The organism is Halobellus sp. GM3, assembly GCF_052545375.1.
Map to the genome: position 1 here is coordinate 155033 of NZ_JBQWLT010000004.1, position 16146 is coordinate 171178.

At 67.6% G+C, this 16146-nt stretch carries 19 protein-coding genes and 1 other RNA gene; 8 read left to right on the forward strand and 12 right to left on the reverse strand.

The features are described 5' to 3' along the window. Positions 1-36 precede the first annotated feature (36 nt). The 3 genes from ACT3HL_RS08150 (at position 37) to ACT3HL_RS08160 (ending at position 2533) form a co-directional block, all read left to right on the forward strand. Positions 37-1113 (forward strand): hypothetical protein, encoded by a 1077-nt coding sequence (locus ACT3HL_RS08150; RefSeq protein ID WP_445086328.1) that lies wholly within the window; start codon positions 37-39, stop codon positions 1111-1113. A gap of 135 nt (positions 1114-1248) precedes the next feature. Then, a complete protein-coding gene (locus ACT3HL_RS08155; protein ID WP_445086329.1) occupies positions 1249-1683 on the forward strand; it encodes a universal stress protein in 435 nt (144 codons plus the stop codon). 46 nt (positions 1684-1729) lie between these two features. Then, entirely contained in the window at positions 1730-2533 is an 804-nt protein-coding gene (locus ACT3HL_RS08160) for an RIO1 family regulatory kinase/ATPase domain-containing protein (RefSeq protein ID WP_445086330.1), read from the forward strand. 298 nt (positions 2534-2831) lie between these two features. Here the strand turns inward: ACT3HL_RS08160 and ACT3HL_RS08165 are convergent, their stop codons facing one another. The 3 genes from ACT3HL_RS08165 to ACT3HL_RS08175 all read right to left on the reverse strand — a co-directional run bounded on the left by ACT3HL_RS08165 (position 2832) and on the right by ACT3HL_RS08175 (position 3835). Then, positions 2832-3266, reverse strand: a complete 435-nt coding sequence (locus ACT3HL_RS08165) for an SRPBCC family protein (protein ID WP_445086331.1) — start codon at positions 3264-3266, stop codon at positions 2832-2834. Between the two features lie 85 nt (positions 3267-3351). Continuing rightward, on the reverse strand, positions 3352-3576 hold the full coding sequence (locus tag ACT3HL_RS08170) for a DUF7123 family protein (protein WP_445086332.1): 225 nt from the start codon (positions 3574-3576) through the stop codon (positions 3352-3354). 67 nt (positions 3577-3643) lie between these two features. Further along, positions 3644-3835, reverse strand: coding sequence for a DUF7525 family protein (locus ACT3HL_RS08175; protein ID WP_445086333.1), 192 nt, complete (start codon positions 3833-3835; stop codon positions 3644-3646). A 117-nt stretch (positions 3836-3952) separates the two neighbouring features. On the opposite strand from ACT3HL_RS08175, the gene ACT3HL_RS08180 reads away from it, so the two are divergent. Beyond that, entirely contained in the window at positions 3953-5137 is a 1185-nt protein-coding gene (locus ACT3HL_RS08180; protein ID WP_445086334.1) for an LEA type 2 family protein, read from the forward strand. 96 nt (positions 5138-5233) lie between these two features. Here ACT3HL_RS08180 and ACT3HL_RS08185 read toward each other — a convergent pair whose 3' ends face one another. From ACT3HL_RS08185 to ACT3HL_RS08210, 6 genes are all read right to left on the reverse strand, one after another. Beyond that, positions 5234-6265, reverse strand: coding sequence for a PhoU domain-containing protein (locus ACT3HL_RS08185; protein ID WP_445086335.1), 1032 nt, complete (start codon positions 6263-6265; stop codon positions 5234-5236). A gap of 137 nt (positions 6266-6402) precedes the next feature. After that, positions 6403-7476: an NAD(+)/NADH kinase gene (locus tag ACT3HL_RS08190; protein ID WP_445086336.1), complete on the reverse strand. Its 1074-nt coding sequence runs from the start codon at positions 7474-7476 to the stop codon at positions 6403-6405. 318 nt (positions 7477-7794) lie between these two features. After that, positions 7795-8496, reverse strand: coding sequence for a molybdopterin-binding protein (locus tag ACT3HL_RS08195; protein WP_445086337.1), 702 nt, complete (start codon positions 8494-8496; stop codon positions 7795-7797). Between the two features lie 30 nt (positions 8497-8526). Then, positions 8527-9333, reverse strand: a complete 807-nt coding sequence (locus ACT3HL_RS08200; RefSeq protein ID WP_445086338.1) for a DUF5803 family protein — start codon at positions 9331-9333, stop codon at positions 8527-8529. Between the two features lie 29 nt (positions 9334-9362). Further along, on the reverse strand, positions 9363-10043 hold the full coding sequence (locus ACT3HL_RS08205; protein WP_445086339.1) for a DUF2110 family protein: 681 nt from the start codon (positions 10041-10043) through the stop codon (positions 9363-9365). Next, positions 10043-10573: a transcription factor gene (locus tag ACT3HL_RS08210; RefSeq protein WP_445086340.1), complete on the reverse strand. Its 531-nt coding sequence runs from the start codon at positions 10571-10573 to the stop codon at positions 10043-10045. The genes ACT3HL_RS08205 and ACT3HL_RS08210 overlap by 1 nt, the downstream gene beginning before the upstream one ends. Before the next feature lie 162 nt (positions 10574-10735). Between ACT3HL_RS08210 and ACT3HL_RS08215 the strand changes: the two genes are divergently transcribed. Beyond that, positions 10736-11161: a hypothetical protein gene (locus ACT3HL_RS08215; RefSeq protein ID WP_445086341.1), complete on the forward strand. Its 426-nt coding sequence runs from the start codon at positions 10736-10738 to the stop codon at positions 11159-11161. Here the strand turns inward: ACT3HL_RS08215 and ACT3HL_RS08220 are convergent. Further along, positions 11158-11712 carry a tRNA (cytidine(56)-2'-O)-methyltransferase gene (locus ACT3HL_RS08220; RefSeq protein WP_445086342.1) on the reverse strand — a complete coding sequence of 185 codons (555 nt, stop codon included), beginning with the start codon at positions 11710-11712 and terminating at the stop codon, positions 11158-11160. The genes ACT3HL_RS08215 and ACT3HL_RS08220 overlap by 4 nt on opposite strands. Before the next feature lie 156 nt (positions 11713-11868). On the opposite strand from ACT3HL_RS08220, the gene ACT3HL_RS08225 reads away from it, so the two are divergent. The 3 genes from ACT3HL_RS08225 to ACT3HL_RS08235 all read left to right on the forward strand — a co-directional run bounded on the left by ACT3HL_RS08225 (position 11869) and on the right by ACT3HL_RS08235 (position 14996). Further along, on the forward strand, positions 11869-12822 hold the full coding sequence (locus ACT3HL_RS08225; protein ID WP_445086343.1) for an NAD-dependent epimerase/dehydratase family protein: 954 nt from the start codon (positions 11869-11871) through the stop codon (positions 12820-12822). 82 nt (positions 12823-12904) lie between these two features. Then, complete coding sequence (locus tag ACT3HL_RS08230) at positions 12905-13699, forward strand: DUF2797 domain-containing protein (RefSeq protein ID WP_445086500.1); 795 nt, start codon at positions 12905-12907, stop codon at positions 13697-13699. Positions 13700-13805: 106 nt separating this feature from the next. Continuing rightward, positions 13806-14996 (forward strand): DUF4382 domain-containing protein, encoded by a 1191-nt coding sequence (locus ACT3HL_RS08235; protein ID WP_445086344.1) that lies wholly within the window; start codon positions 13806-13808, stop codon positions 14994-14996. Positions 14997-15213: 217 nt separating this feature from the next. Here the strand turns inward: ACT3HL_RS08235 and ffs are convergent. After that, positions 15214-15524, reverse strand: an RNA gene (gene ffs, locus ACT3HL_RS08240) — signal recognition particle sRNA. A 140-nt stretch (positions 15525-15664) separates the two neighbouring features. After that, positions 15665-16093 (reverse strand): DUF7548 family protein, encoded by a 429-nt coding sequence (locus ACT3HL_RS08245; protein ID WP_445086345.1) that lies wholly within the window; start codon positions 16091-16093, stop codon positions 15665-15667. Positions 16094-16146 lie beyond the last annotated feature (53 nt).

Here is a 16146-nt window from a genome sequence, read left to right on the forward strand (position 1 = left end):
AACAGGATTTTTTACTCGTTCTGTATCGCTTCTGGTATGACAGACGACGAAGGTTCCTCCACCGATGACAGCGACAGCGCAGCCGACGCCGTCGATTCGGGGCCGACCCCGGTCGGCGTCAAACTCGGAAGCACGCGAACGGTCCTCCAGTACGTGCGCGAGGGCGAGATCCAAACCGTCCGCACGCTGACCTGTCTCGCGACGTACGAGGACGCGCTGACCGGCGAGGAGCGCGTCCTCTTCGGCGAGCAGGCGGCGCAGGAGTACCCCGACGAGGTCGTCTATATGCTCCGGTCGGGACTCCCCGAAGACGACGACCGCGCCGAACTCGCGGCGAAGTTCTTCGGGGAAGTCGTCGCCTCGGAGGGGCTCGACGGCGACAGCGCCGTGGTCTACGCCATCCCGACGATCGACAACGAGCCCGGCCTCGCGAACCTCAACCGCGTCATCGAGGACAGCCCCGTCGGCGACGCGCTGGTCCGCAGCTTCCCCGAGTCGCTGTGCGGTGCGATCCCCGCGTTCGGCGACGACCTCCGGGCGGTCGATGAGGTGTTCGTCGCGGTGAACATGGGCTCGACGAACCTCGAAGCGTCCGCGTACCGCCACGGCGAACAGCTCTCGCCGTTCGTCTCGGGCGCGGTCACCGGCAACGAGGTCGACCGCCGCATCGCCAACGCCGTCGAGGAGGAGACGCAGGGACGCGTCAACGTCGACCTGACGACCGCCCGTGAGTACAAGGAGGAGCACGCCGACTTCGACGCCTTCGAGCCGTTCACCGACGTCATCCAACAGCCCGGCGGCGGCGCCCACGAGTTCACGATCGAGCGCTCGGTGATGGAGCCCCTCGACGACTACGTCGACGACGCGGTCGACGAGGTCGCCAACAACTTCCTCGCCCAGCTCGCGAACGACCACATGAAGCCCTACCAGCTCGCGCTCTCGAAGCCGGTCGTCCTCACCGGCGGAATGGCCTGCATCCCGGGTATCGTCGACGTCTTCGAAGAGCGGCTCTCGGCAGAACTCGGCCGCGACGTCGAGTGCATCGCGGCCGACCGCCCGGACCTCGCGCCCGCCGAAGGCGCGCGTCGGATCGCCGAGCGACTCCTGGAGTAGTCGAGGCGCCCGCGCCCGTGCGCGGGATTCGTTCCCCCGCCCACCTCGTGTCCTCCGCCCGGCCTGTGTCCGGGCGCTTCTCACCGGGCGAGAGCGATCCCAAACGACTAACTGTCAGTCGCCGTAGCCGTGGGTATGTACGATCGGATTCTCGTCCCGACGGACGGCAGCGAGTGTGCGGACCGCGCGGTCGATCACGCGATCGACATCGCCAGCCAGTACGGCGCCGAACTGCGCGTGCTCTCGGTGATCGACGCCCGCGACATGAGCCACAGCGCGCCGGCGATCAGCATCGAACAGGTCGAGAAAGCCCTCCGCGAGCGGGCGGAATCGGTGATCGGCGACGTCGCGGACCGCGCCGAGGAGGCTGGCGTCTCGGTGATCACCGCCGTCGAGCCGGGGATCCCCGACGACGTCGTCGTCGAGTACGCGAACGAGCACGACTGCGACCTCATCGTGATGGGGACCCACGGCCGGACCGGACTCGAACGCTACCTGCTCGGAAGCGTCACCGAGCGGACCGTCCGACGCGCCGACGTCCCGGTACTCACCGTTCGACAGACCGACTGACCGTCGCGGCCGACAGTATATACGCCCGGAGGCCGTCTCCGGGGATATGGAACTGCGCCGTCTCCTTCGAGGGCGAATCGAGTGGTCACGGCTGGAGGCCGTCGCCCGCGAGATCCGCGATCGGTACGATCGCGAGGAGGTGCACGTCCGGTTCCTCGAGGCGGACAACTGGCTCTCGACGCCGATGGTCGTCGACGAACAGTGGTTCGTGAAAGTCATCTCGCGGCAGAACTCCGTCGTCCACGCGCTCTTTACGACCGGTCGGAACCTCGGCGCGTTCTCCTCCGGCACCGAGGGGTTCTTCGAGCACTTCGCGACGCCGGTCGAGATGGCCCAACACGAACTCGAGGCGACGCGGCGGATGCGAGATATCGGTCTCAACGCGCCCGAACCGATCGAATCGTTCGAGGTCGACGGCCTCGGAGTGCTCGTGCTCGAGTACCTCCCGGACTTTCGGACGCTTGACGAACTCGACGAGGCCGCCGAGGCCGACCTCGCGCCGGCGCTCTTTTCGGCCCTGAAAACGATGCACGAACACGGGCTGCTCCACGGCGACCTCCGGGCGGAGAACGTCATCATCCTCGACGGAGAGATCTACTTCATCGACGCGACGAACGTCCGCGAGGAGGGCGCTGCCGACGCGAAGTCCTACGACGTCGCCTGCGCGCTCGGGGCGCTCGAACCGCTGATCGGCGGGACCGAGACTGTCGACGCCGCGCTGGCGGCGTTCTCTCCGGAGGAGCTGCTCTCGGCGTCGCGGTTTCTCGATTTCGTCAACATCCGGCCGGACCACGACTTCGACGCCGCGGTGCTGAAAGGCGAGATCGAAAAACGCGCGTCGTCGCCGTAGGCGATCGATAGCGACGCCTGAACAGTAGGGAACGGGCACGGGACGGGCTTTCAGCGTCCATTGCGGACGGAAGAGACGGGAGCGGAAAGCGCCCGGCGCCGTTCCCCGGGAGGAAGGCGCTGGACGCCTGTGGGGCGTGTTGGCCGCAGCGGACCCCGAAACGCTGCGGCGGAGTGCGGCGGTTAATGCCGACTTCGACGAGAAAAGCGTCGGTCGTCGGCAACCGAGGCTAGTGGGGGCACGTCAATAAACCCACCGGGACGGTACGTACCACGGGACCGCACACCACACTCGGACGTCACGCGTCGGCGGACTCGACCGCCCGTCTGAGCGCGGCTTCGAGGTTCTCCAGTTCGGCATCGAGGTTGCGCTCGAAGAAGCGCTCGACACCCGGAATCCGCCCGTCGACGACGAACTCGTTGACGAGTCGGGTCCCGCCGTCGACGGACTCGACCGTGTGCTCGCCCGTGACGCGAAACATCGAGGACTTCCCGACGAACTTGACGTACGTCGGCGGCTCACGCGTCACGTCTCTGGTCTCGACTCTCGCCGTCGACTTCACGAGCGGAATCGGCAGTCGGACGTGCCACGTCGCCTCGCCGGTCGCGTCGTCGACGTCGTACCGCTCGACGACGCTGATGGCGTCCGCTCGCTCGGCGGGATCGGCGATGAAGTCCCAGACGGCCTCTGGCGGGGCGTCGAACTCGAATACCCGCCGGACGCGTACGGTCATACGCGCCCGTAAGAGGGGGAGACAAAAAAGACCTACAATCGAGACGGGGGACGGTGAGTGGCGTTCGACGACGACGCGGACACGTTCAACTGCGCGTGACGCGCCAGGTGGTCGACCGCGCGCGGCCCCACTTTTCGATCTCGACGTCGTCAGACTTCTCGGCGAGTCGCGGGAGGCGGACGCCGACCTGCTTGGCGGAGAGCCCGATGGCGTCGGCGATGTTCTTCGCCCGGAAGTACCGCTCGCCGGCGGCGACGCTCTCGCGGAGGTACGCGACGATCTGTTTTTCCTCCTCGGTGAAATTGCTCATATTACCCGATGTACGGACGGTTTGGCCTTAAACTTCTCGTCGTTTTCACGCCGAGTTGGTGGGCGCGCTACCTGAAGAGATGCGTCGCGGAGACGGCGAGACAGCCGGCGACGATCGCGACGGCGAAGCCGGTGGCGGCGATCAACTGATCGCCCGTCAGGCCCGCGGCGAACATCCCGACGACCCCGAGAAGCGCGACGAGCGAAAAGAGCACGGTCAGCCCAACTCCCTTATCAGAGGTGGCGGATGCGGTTTCCATACCGGGTGGTTGCCCGGTCTCCTCTTAGTTCATACGGATGCCGCCGGCCGATCGCCCGGACGCGCCACATCCGGAAACGCCACGTTCATTTTCGTTCGGCCGCCTTCGGGAAACAGAATGGTCCCGTCTCTCGGAATCGGCGGCCGGCTCCGTATCGTCCTCGCTGCGACCCTCGCCGTGGGACTCCTCGGTGGCGGTGCGTTCGCGGCGGGCGTCGTCGGCGTGCCGTCGGTCGCCGGCGTCGAAAACGCGTTCGGCCCCGTGAACGAGACGACGACGGTGATCGAGACGGAGCTCACCATCTCGAATCCGAACCCCGTCGGCGTCTCGCTCGGCGGCGTCGCCGTCCGGTACGACGTGCTGCTGAACGACGTCCCGCTCGCGAGCGGGGGGAAGCGCGGCCTCGCGGTCGAACGCGGGAACTCGACGGTGAGCCTCGCGACCGCCGCCCGCAACGAGCGGATTCCGTCGTGGTGGATCTCACACGTCAGAAACGGCGAGGAGACCACCGTCACCGTCGACACGGCCGTCCGTTCGTCGACGCTCGGGCGGACGGTCGATCCGCCGAACGTCACCCGGGAGGTGGAGACCGACCTGCTCTCGCAGTTCGAATCGACGGAGACGCGGCCGATCGACGCCGAGCAACCGCTCGTTTCGGACCCGGTCCTCTACGTCAACGAGACGCGCGCGGAGTGGGGCGAGGTGACGGAGTCGCGGACGCCGATGGAGCTCACGTTCGTCGTGTACAACCCCAAACCGTATCCGATCGCGGTCAGCGAACTCGGGTACGACGTCACGATGAACGAGGTCGCCGTCGGCGAGGGCGCGACCGATTCCGAGCACGTCGTCCCGCCGAAGTCGACGGAGACGATCGAGGCGACTGTCGACATCCGGAACCAACACATCGACGAGTGGTGGGTCACCCACCTCGAACGGAACCAGGTCACCGACCTCCGAATCGACTTCTCGGCTCGACTCGACCTCGGGGAGACGGCGGTTCGCGTCCCGCTCGATCCGCTAACCTACGAGACGACGGTCGAGACCGACATCTTCGGCACGAAGCCGACGGACGCCTCAGAGAACGGTTCCGAGAGCGACGCTACGGGCACCGCCGACGGAGACCGCACCGCGACGTCCGAGGGTGCAGACAGAGAGACCACGGCGACGTCAGAGACGTCGACCGACGGATCGACCGAGTCGACGTCCAGCGCGCCGACGGCGACGCAGACGCCGGTGGCGACCGACGAGGACACCCAGACGACCCAGACCACGGACGGCGGCCTGATCGAACTCGGCGGGTGACCGATCCATAAGCCGTGGATGGCCGGTAACTTGGCGGGTAGAAACTGTCGCGTGGTCGCCGTGTGGAGGATCCCGACGTGGTACCGGGCCGGATCGCTATCCGATGGTGACGTGCTCGGACTCCTCGTCGAGCGCCAGGTTCGCCGCGATCTCGGCGTTCCGCATCGCGTACTGTGCGGTCTGCTGGAGACTGACGAGCACCTCGCGGACCTGTAGCAGTTCCTTGTTCTCCATCTCGGGGAGGTCGCCGAGGATCTCCTGTTCGCGGTCCCGGAGCTGTCGGAACAGCGTGCGGCACTCGACGGTCTTGTCGTAGTCGCGCTCGACGACCGACTGCACCGCGGTCCGCGTGAGTTCGTCGACCTGATCGGTGAACTCGCGGATCCGACGCATCGTGCCGGCGTCGACGTCGAGGGTGTGGCCCTCGGCGTCCATCGCGATGTTGGCGATGTCCTCGGCGTTGTCGGCGGTCAGTTCGAGGTTCTTCGCCACCGACCGGTAGCCGATGAGCGGGAACCCCGAATCCAGCCCGACGGCGCGTGCGAGGTTGGGGTTCTGATAGGCGGTGAAGATCAACCGCAGGAGGAGCACGAAGATCTTGTTCGCCTGCCGCTCGCGGTTCAACGCGCGCTGTCCGAGGTCGGTGTTCCCGTGTGCGAGCGCCTTGATCGCCTCGCCGCGCATCGTGCTTCCCGTGTTCTCCAGCCGCTCCAGCAGATTGTCGAGCGTGAAGTCCTCGGGGTCGACCGAGCACCGAATGGCGATCCGCTCTGGCGTCTCCTCGATCACGCCGAGACCCATCAGCTGCGTCTCCGCTTTGTAAACGGCGTTGATGTGATCGGAGTCGAGCGCGCCGTCGCTCTTTTCGATGTGGATTACCCGCCGGCCGAGCACGTACTGGGCGACGATCGCCCGCTCGAGGGAGTCGGCGTCCAGACTGTCCGCCCGGATCGTCGCCGAGGAGTCCTCTTGGCTGGCGGACTCCGGCAGCACCGTCAGCGTTCCTTTGCCGCCCATCCGGAGGGAGACCTCGTCGCCCTTCTTGACGTTGTGATCCGAGGCCCACTCGGCCGGCAGCGTCATCGCCAGCGTCGAGGGACCGAGTCGCTGTACCTTTCGCGTCTCCATATCTCTTCAGTAGATTTCAGTGGTCTTAATTCTCACTATAGTGTCCTTATATGGATTAGTTCGTCTTGGAGGGTATTTGATTGGCAGAGACAACGGACTACTCACCGGACGTCTGCGCGCCGGTCGCTGGCGTCGATTCAGGCGATCCGCATCATTCGCCGCTCGACGCGGCCGATGCGGACCTTCGTCCACCCGCGGAGGTCGGCGTCGAGGTCGGGATCGTCGGTGTCGACGCGGAGTTCGCCGATCGTGTCCAGTTTCGACCGGGAGGCGACGATCTCGACGTCGCACCGGCGGATCACCGCCGGGGAGAGCTGCGGATTGCCGCGGCCGAAGACGAACCCCTGCCCGCCGATCGGCGAGACGACGACGACGTTCTCGCCCTCGGGGCCGAGCGCCTCGAGGATCTCCGATTCGGTCGCATCGAGCGCGAGCACCTCGCCGCCACGGTAAACGTCGACGCCGAGGGGCGAGCCCCCGAAGCCGAGCGCCTCCTTGATCGCGCCGACGGTGCTCCCCGGTCCGAGCACGAACGTCTTGTCGCTGGCTCGGATGTCGTCCGCGACGCCCGCGGCGACCGCTTCGACGTTGCCGCCGCCGAGCTGTTTCGAGGACTGGAGCTCCTCGGCGACGGGGACGCGGGCGACCGCCCGCAGCTCCGGGTTGACCTCGCCCTCTCGGTACTCGTCCTCGTCGATGTCCAGCACCTCGCGGCGTTCGGTCCGCTCGAACGTGTCGACGACGTGCGCGGCGTCCTCCGGCGAGACGGCGAACACCGACGAGTACACCTTCACGCCGGCCGGAACGCCGAGAATCGGCGTGTCCGTCCCCTCGACGGCCTCCGCGACGTCCGCCGCGGTCCCGTCGCCGCCGACGAAGAGCACGAGGTCGACGCCGGCGGCGAGAAACGCCGCGACCGCGCGGGCGGTGTCGCGAGCCGACGTCTCATCGGCGGCCGGCGAGCCCAGGACGTCCGGATCGAATCCGACGTCCCGCGCCACGTCCGAGCCCATCCCGCTGCCCCACGTGAGCAGCGTCACTCCGTCGGTTCCGACACGCTCGCGGAGGGCCGTGAGCGCCCGCCGAGCGCGATCCGGTGCCCGCGGCTCTGCGCCCAGCCGACGCGCCGCTTCGACCTTTCCGTCGGTCCCCTTCAGACCGACGCGACCGCCCATCCCGGCGATCGGATTGACGACGAACCCAACTCGCATACGTGAGTGCAACCGCGGTGCGTGGAAAAGCCCGCCGGTGCCGACTGTCCGCGTTCGGGGCGGACGCCGAAGCGACTCGTCGGCGAAAGTTGAGTTACGGGTGACAAGCTCCTCACCGGCGAAAAGCGACTTACCGGCAAAAATCGATTCATCGGCCGACAGTGTGAACGTTTAAGCACCGCGTCCGGCAACGCACGAACATGATTCCGCTCGCCGCCGACGGCGCGTCCGTCCCGATCACAGAAATCAGTGCGGTCGTCCTCCTCGCGAGCCTCGCGGTCACCGCCGCTTGGCTCTACTACGTCTCCCGGTGAGCGGTCACTCCGCTCCGCCGTCGACGAGGGTGACCCGCGACTCGAGCCACCGACGGGCCTCGTCGAGGACCGCCTCGTCGGTCGCGGTAAGCTTCACCCGCACCGTCTCGCCGGGGTAGCTCCCCACCGTGACGTCGAAGCGCTCCCGTAGCTCGCCGAACCGACCGACGAGTTCGCTCTCGGGTTCGTCGACGTCGACGACGGTCGAGAACGCCGTCTCGCCGGTGAACTCCTCGTCGACGGTCTCGAACATCGCCTTCATCTCCGCGGGGACGCCCGGCAGCACGTAGATCCCCTCGACGACGGCCCCGGGGGCGACCCCCTCCGCGTTCGGGAGCATCCGCGCGCGGGCCGGCAGGTGCGTCGTCCGCTCCGCCAGGTCGGCCGCGGAGTAGCCGCCCTCGCTCGTCAGCCACTCGCGCGCCTCCTCGTGCGCGCTGAGTTCGCGGCCCACCGCGGCGGCGACGCCGGCCATCGTCACGTCGTCGTGCGTGGGGCCGAGCCCGCCGGTCACGACGACGGCGTCGTGCTCGGCGCGGTACTCGTTGACGACGCGGGCGATGTCGGCGACGTCGTCGGGGACGGTCGTGACGCGCTCGACGTCGACGCCGCGGTCGGTCAGCCGCTCACAGAGCCACGCGGCGTTCGTGTTGACGGTGTCACCGGAGAGGAGTTCGTCTCCGACGGTGACGACTGCGACTCGCATACGCCCTCTAGCCGCGAACCGGACAAAAGCTCAGCGCATTCCCGGCGGCGGCCCGTCGTCGAACTCGTCGTCGTCGGTCTCGACGTCGACGCCCATCTCCAGCCGACGCTGTCGCAGCCGCTGGATCTGTCGGCGGTAGTAGAGTAGCCCGCCGATACCCACCGCGACGACGAGGGCGGCGACGCCGCCGAAGATGTAGAGGTCCCGCTGGAGGTAGAACCGGACCGAGACGGTGTCGGCGGTGACCGGTTCGGCCCAGACGATGTGGACCTGCCCGGCGTCGTCGCGCTCGGTCTCGTAATTCCGGGGCGAGACCTGTCCGAAGACGGGGAGTTCGACCTCGCGGTTCGGCGGCAGCACGACCTCGTAGGTACCGTCGGCGTAGGTCGGCAGCGTGAACCGCTTCGGCGTTCCCTCGCTCGTGAACGCGAGCGCGCTGCCGTTCTGCGGCTCGCCCGAGGGCAGTTCGACGATCGTCTCCTCGCGCGTCTGGCGCACCTCGCCGCCACGTTCGCGTATCTCACTGCCCGTGAGGACCGTCCCGTTGGGATAGCGGTACCGCACCGACTGGACCGGGAGCGGGTTCGTACCGCCGAAGCCGTCGCGGCGGAACAGTTCGACGGTCGGCTCCGAGCCGTTCAGCGACATCACCGTCCGAAACTGGGTGTTCTCTTGGATCGTCACGTGGACCGTGCGGTCGGTCTCCCACGCGTAGTCGGCGGCGGGGTCGCTGTCGATCCGGTCTTCGGGGATCGGACCGGTCCCGATGCCGAGACAGCCGCTGGTGACCGCGAGGAGGGCGAGACAGGCGGTCGCGAGGAGCAGTCGGCGATTCATATCGTGGGGGGGTAGCTGGTCGTCTCGGGTCAGGACGTCAGCACGCATTTCAGCTCCGATTGGAGGTACGGGCCGATGCTCGCGAGCAGGCCCGGCGGATCGGTTCCCTCCGGACAGACGATGCTCTGTTCGAGCAGCCCGAGCCGTTCGACGGTCACGATGTCCTCGGCGTGGCCGGCGCGGTTGACGGTCGCCCGCACCTCGCCGCGCGTGGCGCTGTTGACGTTGACGCGACCGCTGCCGTCCTCGCGCGTCCAGTCGTAGAGGCGGTCGCGCGTCGCGTCCGCGAGCCGGGGCGTCTCCCCGTAGACGAACCGCAGCGGCGTGTGTTGGACGACGCCGAAGCGGTCTCGGATCTGCGTCGGCGATCCGGTTCCAAGCCCGAGTTCGTCGACCGAGATCTCGACGAGCGTGTCGTCGCCCGCGTCGAGCGTCCACCCCGCGTCGTCCCACGATTCGAGGGTCCCGACGTACGGCTCGCCGTCCTCGAAGTCGGGCGTGATCTCGCCCCAGGACTCCGCGAGGAGGTTCGACGCGACGGTCGCGTCCCCGCCCTCGAGGTCGACGGCGACGAAGTCGTCTTCGCGGACGCGGACCGTCCACGAGGCGTCCAGTTCGCCGATCTCGTTGCCGATGAGCGACCCGAGACTGTCGAGGGCACGCTCGCGGGCGCCGCCGTTAACGTAGCACTTGGTGGCGAGGACGACCATCAGTCGTCCCGACCCACGTCGACGTTGAGCTCGTCGCTGAGATCCTCGATCCGTCGCTCCATCGACTCGACCATCTCGTCGTTGTCCATCGGCTCCAGCGGCGCCCCCGTCTCGGGGCACTGAAAGCCCTGCTCCATCGCCTCGGAGAACTCGAAGCGGATCCCAGCGGGCTCCGAGAGGTAGAACTCGTGGTTCCGCTCGTATTCCAGTCGATCCTCGAGCGCGTCGAGGAGGCGGTACATCTCCTCGCGGAGGTTCTCCGGGATGTTCTCGTAGTGGAAGGTCCAGAGATAGGTGAGCCACCCGGAGTCCTCGTCGCGGACCCGGCGGTACTCCGCGAGGTCGTTCTCATAGAGGATGAAGAGCGCCCGTCGGACGTCGTTGAGTTCGAGGCCGAGCTCCTCGGCGAGTTCCTCGTCGGTCACCTCGCCGTCCGGCGGGGCCGCGGCCACCGGCATCCCCGTCGGTCCCACCAGTTCGTGGAGGTACTTCTGGATGACAGGGTCGTTCAGCAGCTCCTCAAAAGCCATTACAGACAGTTGCGCCGCTCGGTCTTTTAAAGTTGCGGATACGGGGTCGCGTTTCGGTGTCTCACTCCCCCAGACCATCATCTCCCCTCACCTCGACAGACCACCACCTCTAGGGGCCGCCACGACGTTGCATTTATTGGACACGCATTTGACCGAAATCGTATGTCGGGAGATAGACTGTCTGTCGCAGATCTCCGCGATCGAGTCGAAGCGCTCGGTGTCGACCTCCGCAGCGGCACGACCGCGGGGTATCACCGGTACGAGACGGATTTCGCGCTCGGATCGGTCGCGATCGCGTTCGGTGAGGATCGGGCAGTCTACGACGAATCGGCGTTCCCCGGTGTCGTGTATCCCGCCGCCGATCTGGGGGCGACGATCGTTGTCTCCGGCGACGGGACCGTCGCCGTCCTCGATGCCAGCGACGGGAGCCACGCCGCGGACGCGATCGCGGGGGCTGTGGAGACGCTCGAAGACCTGTACCTACTCGACGGCTCGGAACCGATAGAGACCTCGATCCCCGCGAGTGAGATTCCGTTCTCGCTGGACCCGCCGGACGTAGAAACGATCGGCGGGTCGAACGACGACTAGTCTCCGGTTCCGTCGCCGTCGACGACGCGCTTCCCACGCGCCTGCGGGAGCACCCGTCGATCGGCGTCCTCCCACTCGCGTTCGAGTTCCCGCCCCCCGAACAGCCGATCGAGGAAGACGGCCAGCCCCGCGACTTCCGAGTGGGGCTGATTCGTGACGCCGACGTTCCAGTCGGCGGCCTCGTACACCTCGAAGGGGACCTTCTCGCCGCCGACGACGACGAGAATCGGCTCTCCGTCCCCGCGACGCGTCTCGCGGATCTCCCCCGTGACGTCCTGCACGCGCTCGCCGTACATCGTCAGGTGGACGACCGAGCCCTCCCACCCGCGGATCGTCGCGTCCAGTTCCGCGGTGAGTTCCACGTCGAAGGGGCCGCCGAAGCGGTCGGTGATGTCCTCGACGGTCTCGCGGGACTGCCCGGCGTTGTCGGGGAAGATCACCCGGTCCGCGCCGAGCGCCCGCGCTGTGAGCCCGACGTGGGTCGTCATGCGGTCGTCCCGGCCGGGGCGGTGTCCGTACCGGAGGACGGCCACCTCTGGTTCGTCCTGCATACCCGGACCGAGTCGGGCCGGGCGCTAAGGGGCTTCGCTTCGGCGGTCGGCGTCGATGCGCGGGCGGCCGATTGAGCGGTGGGGGCTGCCGGCCGAAGGGGCCGCGGGGACGAGACGAAGGAGAACGCACTTACCCCCGCCGGGCGCACCGCCGGTATGAACCTCTCCGGCAAGCGGATCGTCGTCACCGGCGGCGCGGGGCTCGTCGGCTCGCACCTCGCGCGTCGGCTCCGCGAGGACAACGACGTCGTCGTCGCCGACGACCTCTCGAAGGGGACGCGCGAGCGCGTCCCGGCGGGCGTCGAGTTCGTCGAGGCGGATATGACCGTCGGCGCCGACGTCGCCGAGGTGATCACCGCGGACGTCGACCTCGTCTTCCACCTCGCCGCGTACACGGACACGAACTTCGCCGAGCCGCGGCGGCTCTTCGAGGAGAACACCGAGATGACGTACAACGTCCTCGAACGGATGGACCATGTCGGCGTCTCCGAGGTCGCGTTCACGTCGTCGTCGACGGTGTACGGCGAGGCTCCGCGGCCGACACCGGAGGACTACGCCCCGCTCGAACCGATCAGCGTCTACGGCGCCTCGAAGCTGGCCGACGAGGGACTCCTCTCCACGTACGCGCACTCGAAGGACTTCACGGTCTGGTGCTTCCGCTTTGCGAACATCGTCGGACCGCACCAGCGCGGCAACGTCGTCCCCGACTTCATCGAGAAACTGCTCGACGATCCCGAGACCTTAGAGATCCTCGGCGACGGCCGCCAGGAGAAGTCCTACCTCCACGTCAGCGAGTGCGTCGACGCCATCTGCCACGTCGTCGAACACGCCGACCGCGCGATGAACACGTACAACCTCGGGACGCGGACCACCACCTCCGTCACCCGTATCGCCGATATCGTCGCCGACGTGTTGGGCCTCGATCCGGCGTACGAGTACACCGGCGGCGACCGCGGCTGGGAGGGCGACGTCCCGCGGATGCGGCTCTCCGTCGAGAAGCTCGCGGGGCTCGGCTGGGAGGCCGACTCGTCCAGCGACGACGCGGTCCGCCGCGCCGCCGAGGAACTGTCGGCGGAACTGCGGGCCGAATACGAGTCCGCGGACGCCTGATCGACCCCTCCTCGGAACGGCACCGCTTTGACGACGCATCTACAACGGCACCGCTTTGACGACGCATCTACTATCCACTCGCGTGCAGTTCGTCGGCTATGACACGGGCGGCCCTGGACTCTACGTGAGCGACGCGTCCGCGGGTGCCGAAGAGAACGCAGCGGTGGCCGAGGAACCGACCGACGTCGACTTCATCGCACTCGAGGCGGGAGCCGAGCTCGCATACACGCTCGAGGAGCGTCACTGCGCCGGCACGATCACCGAATCGGGGCACGTCGCCTGCGCGGACCCCAGCGCGCCGTACTGCCCGCAGCACCGCTCGACGTGGGTCTGCGCGAAGTGCACCGGGACGTGCCTGAAAGACGAGATGGACTGCGTCGAACCGCACGCGGTCTACCTCGCGGCGTTCGCCCCCGACGCGTTCAAGGTGGGCGTCACGAAGGCGTGGCGACTGGAAACGCGACTGCGCGAGCAGGGCGCAGACCGCGGCGCGCTGCTGCAGACGGTCCCCGACGGCCGCATCGCCAGAGAGCTCGAGGCCGAAACCGCCGCGGAGATCCCCGATCGCGTCCGCGTGCCGACGAAGCGGGCGGGGATCCACCGCGACGTCGACGCGGACGCGTGGAACGGCCTCCTCGACCGCTTCGGGGTCGACGATGCCGACCGCTTCGACTTCGCGTACGGCCTCGACCTCTCGGACCGCCCCGTCGCGGAGACGATCGCGACCGGGACTGTCCGGGGCGTCCAAGGTCGGCTGCTCGTCCTCGATCACGGCGGGAGCACCTACGCGGTCGACCTGCGCGACCTCGTCGGCCACGAGGCGACCCCCGAGGCGACGACGCGCGACCTGCAGGCGAGCCTCGGTGCGTGGGAGTAGCTCCCGAGGAATACCGAATGAATCCGAGTAATTCGAACAAACTCGCATAAATCCGAAGTCAGGAACTGTCGTATAGATGTGGGTGCGGTCCCTGTCTCAGCGTGCAATGAACCGAAACGCAATCGCGAGCGTGCTCGTCGCGGCCCTCGTCCTCTTGGCCGGTTGTTCCGGCGGGATGGGCGGGTCGACCTCCACCGCGGTGGACGGATCGACCACGGACGGCGAGTCGACAGCAGGCGCCGCAGAGGGGTCGACCGGGACGGTGAACCTCTACATCAGCGACGAACAGAACGCGATCGGCGACTTCGAACACCTCAACGTCACCATCTCCAAGGTGGGACTGAAGCCGGCCGGTGACGTCGAGGACACCGAGGTGGAAGACGGCGAGGAGGCGGGCGACAGTGACGAAGAATCGGACGATAGCGACGCCGAATCAGACGACGTCGACGAGACGAGCGAGACCGCGGACGCGAACGAAACGACGGCGGACGTGGAGTCAGACGACAGTGACGGCGCACCCGAAGCTGAGGGGGCGGAAGACGGCGATGATGCCGGGGAAGACGACGCCGAAGACGATGATGCCGAAGCGGACGAAGACGGCGAGTGGATCGAGTACGCGGTCGACAACCGATCGGTCGATCTGACTCGCCTGCAGGGGGCTAACGCCACGCAGCTTTCGGCGCTCGACGTCCCGAACGGCACCTACGAGACGGTGTTCGTCTACGTCTCGGAGGTCAACGGCACGCTGACGGACGGCAGCGACCAGCGCGTGAAACTGCCGAGCGGGAAGCTCCAGTTGAACTCCGAGTTCGCGGTCGGGAACGGCGAATCCGTCGACTTCGTCTTCGACATCACCGCCGTGAAGGCCGGCCAGAGCGGGAAGTACATCCTCAAGCCGGTCATCTCAGAGTCCGGCACTGACGTCGAAATCGAACGCGTCGACGGCGGAGACGACGACCGCGAGGACGATAGAGCCGACCGCGTGGACGACAGGGACGACCGCGACAGCGACGACGACGCCGAGTCGGCGTTGGACGCGACCTTCGTCGACGACGTCGCCCCCGGCGAGAACGCCACGCTGCGCGTGAGGGAAAACGGCTCCGCGGTCGAGAACGCGACCGTTGACGTCGGCGACGGCCCGAGCGGGACGACAGACGCGAACGGCGAGTACGTCGTTTCGGTCCCCGACGACGCCGAGGAGCTCACAGTGACGGTCGCCCACGGGGACAGCGAGACCGAGTTGGAGTTCGAGTTCGACGAGCGCGACAGAACTGACGGCGAGTCCGAACGGGGCTAATCCGGATCGACGGCGAACGCCTGAGCGGGCTCGCGGGCCCTCCCGCATTTCCAAGCGAGTCGCGCACCAAGACACGCATCGCGCGGTCGAGTGACCGAAGGCGTGGAAACGCCCCGGTAGCGGGTGACTGACGTTTTTTGACCCGCTTCGCGACGCTACGCCGGTGTCGGCAGCGGTGGCTGTAGCGCCGTCGCTGGCGAGGGAGATACGGTATGAATGGCGGACAGCGGGATTGCCCGGCGTTCCGGCACGGGGAATCCCAGTCGCCTCCTCCACCCCGCGATCCTCCGAGCGACGAACGTCCACTGGTCCGCTGCTCGCTTCCGCGCCTGGCGGGGTGCCAGCGGTGAACCGCGTCAGACCGGCCCTGCGGCCGGCGTTCGCGAACCGCCGTCCCCGAAGGACGAGGTTTCGACGTTGGCTTCCGGGGCCCGCGTCGGTCGGACCGGACGCCCCCGGGTTCGGTCCCCGCTGAAGGCCGAGAGTGCGGGTGGAGAGCAGGGCCTAACTGCCCGACCTAGTCCATCGACCGCTACGCCGGGGCCACATAAGGGGCTTTCGACTCTCTGGGCCCGCGATCGCAAGACGCCGTCAGGGTCGACGCCGAGCGGGTCTCCGTCTCTGTTCGAGCGCGTCGAGAACGGCGGCGATACTGGCGGTGCGAACGATCACCTGAGCGCGCTGCGCGCGTAGCTCCCGGCGGCGATTGTCACGATCGCGGACACCGTGACGACCGCCCAGCGGTGGTTCTCGATCCACGCGTACTCCGACGGGAAGCTGAACAGGAGCGTGGACTCGATCGAGACCGCCCAGAGGATCGAAAACAGGAGCACCGCGAGTCCCGACACGAGGGCGACACCCGCGAGCGTGACGGGGTCCGACCGCTCCTGTGCGCCGGCGAGGAAGACGATCACGTTGAGGAGCGCCAGAAAACCGACGACGGAGACGCCGAACGGGCCGGACGCGTAGTATTCGGCGACGCCGACGTCGCTCGTCGTGACCAGCAACGCGGGTGCGAACACGATCGCCGCCAAGAGGAGACAGACGATCGCGCCCACTGTCGGGGCGATCGAGTCGTAGTCCGAATCCGGGTCCATACCCGGTCTCGTGCCGGAACGCGTGTAAGCGCTTCGAGAACTATCGGCCGTGC

Excerpts from the sequence above, each read along its gene's own strand:
- ACT3HL_RS08150 (WP_445086328.1), top strand. The coding sequence starts at position 37 with ATGACAGACGACGAAGGTTCCTCCACCGATGACAGCGACAGCGCAGCC.
- ACT3HL_RS08155 (WP_445086329.1), top strand. The coding sequence starts at position 1,249 with ATGTACGATCGGATTCTCGTCCCGACGGACGGCAGCGAGTGTGCGGAC.
- ACT3HL_RS08160 (WP_445086330.1), top strand. The coding sequence starts at position 1,730 with ATGGAACTGCGCCGTCTCCTTCGAGGGCGAATCGAGTGGTCACGGCTG.
- ACT3HL_RS08165 (WP_445086331.1), bottom strand. The coding sequence starts at position 3,266 with ATGACCGTACGCGTCCGGCGGGTATTCGAGTTCGACGCCCCGCCAGAG.
- ACT3HL_RS08170 (WP_445086332.1), bottom strand. The coding sequence starts at position 3,576 with ATGAGCAATTTCACCGAGGAGGAAAAACAGATCGTCGCGTACCTCCGC.
- ACT3HL_RS08175 (WP_445086333.1), bottom strand. The coding sequence starts at position 3,835 with ATGGAAACCGCATCCGCCACCTCTGATAAGGGAGTTGGGCTGACCGTG.
- ACT3HL_RS08180 (WP_445086334.1), top strand. The coding sequence starts at position 3,953 with ATGGTCCCGTCTCTCGGAATCGGCGGCCGGCTCCGTATCGTCCTCGCT.
- ACT3HL_RS08185 (WP_445086335.1), bottom strand. The coding sequence starts at position 6,265 with ATGGAGACGCGAAAGGTACAGCGACTCGGTCCCTCGACGCTGGCGATG.
- ACT3HL_RS08190 (WP_445086336.1), bottom strand. The coding sequence starts at position 7,476 with ATGCGAGTTGGGTTCGTCGTCAATCCGATCGCCGGGATGGGCGGTCGC.
- ACT3HL_RS08195 (WP_445086337.1), bottom strand. The coding sequence starts at position 8,496 with ATGCGAGTCGCAGTCGTCACCGTCGGAGACGAACTCCTCTCCGGTGAC.
- ACT3HL_RS08200 (WP_445086338.1), bottom strand. The coding sequence starts at position 9,333 with ATGAATCGCCGACTGCTCCTCGCGACCGCCTGTCTCGCCCTCCTCGCG.
- ACT3HL_RS08205 (WP_445086339.1), bottom strand. The coding sequence starts at position 10,043 with ATGGTCGTCCTCGCCACCAAGTGCTACGTTAACGGCGGCGCCCGCGAG.
- ACT3HL_RS08210 (WP_445086340.1), bottom strand. The coding sequence starts at position 10,573 with ATGGCTTTTGAGGAGCTGCTGAACGACCCTGTCATCCAGAAGTACCTC.
- ACT3HL_RS08215 (WP_445086341.1), top strand. The coding sequence starts at position 10,736 with ATGTCGGGAGATAGACTGTCTGTCGCAGATCTCCGCGATCGAGTCGAA.
- ACT3HL_RS08220 (WP_445086342.1), bottom strand. The coding sequence starts at position 11,712 with ATGCAGGACGAACCAGAGGTGGCCGTCCTCCGGTACGGACACCGCCCC.
- ACT3HL_RS08225 (WP_445086343.1), top strand. The coding sequence starts at position 11,869 with ATGAACCTCTCCGGCAAGCGGATCGTCGTCACCGGCGGCGCGGGGCTC.
- ACT3HL_RS08235 (WP_445086344.1), top strand. The coding sequence starts at position 13,806 with ATGAACCGAAACGCAATCGCGAGCGTGCTCGTCGCGGCCCTCGTCCTC.
- ACT3HL_RS08245 (WP_445086345.1), bottom strand. The coding sequence starts at position 16,093 with ATGGACCCGGATTCGGACTACGACTCGATCGCCCCGACAGTGGGCGCG.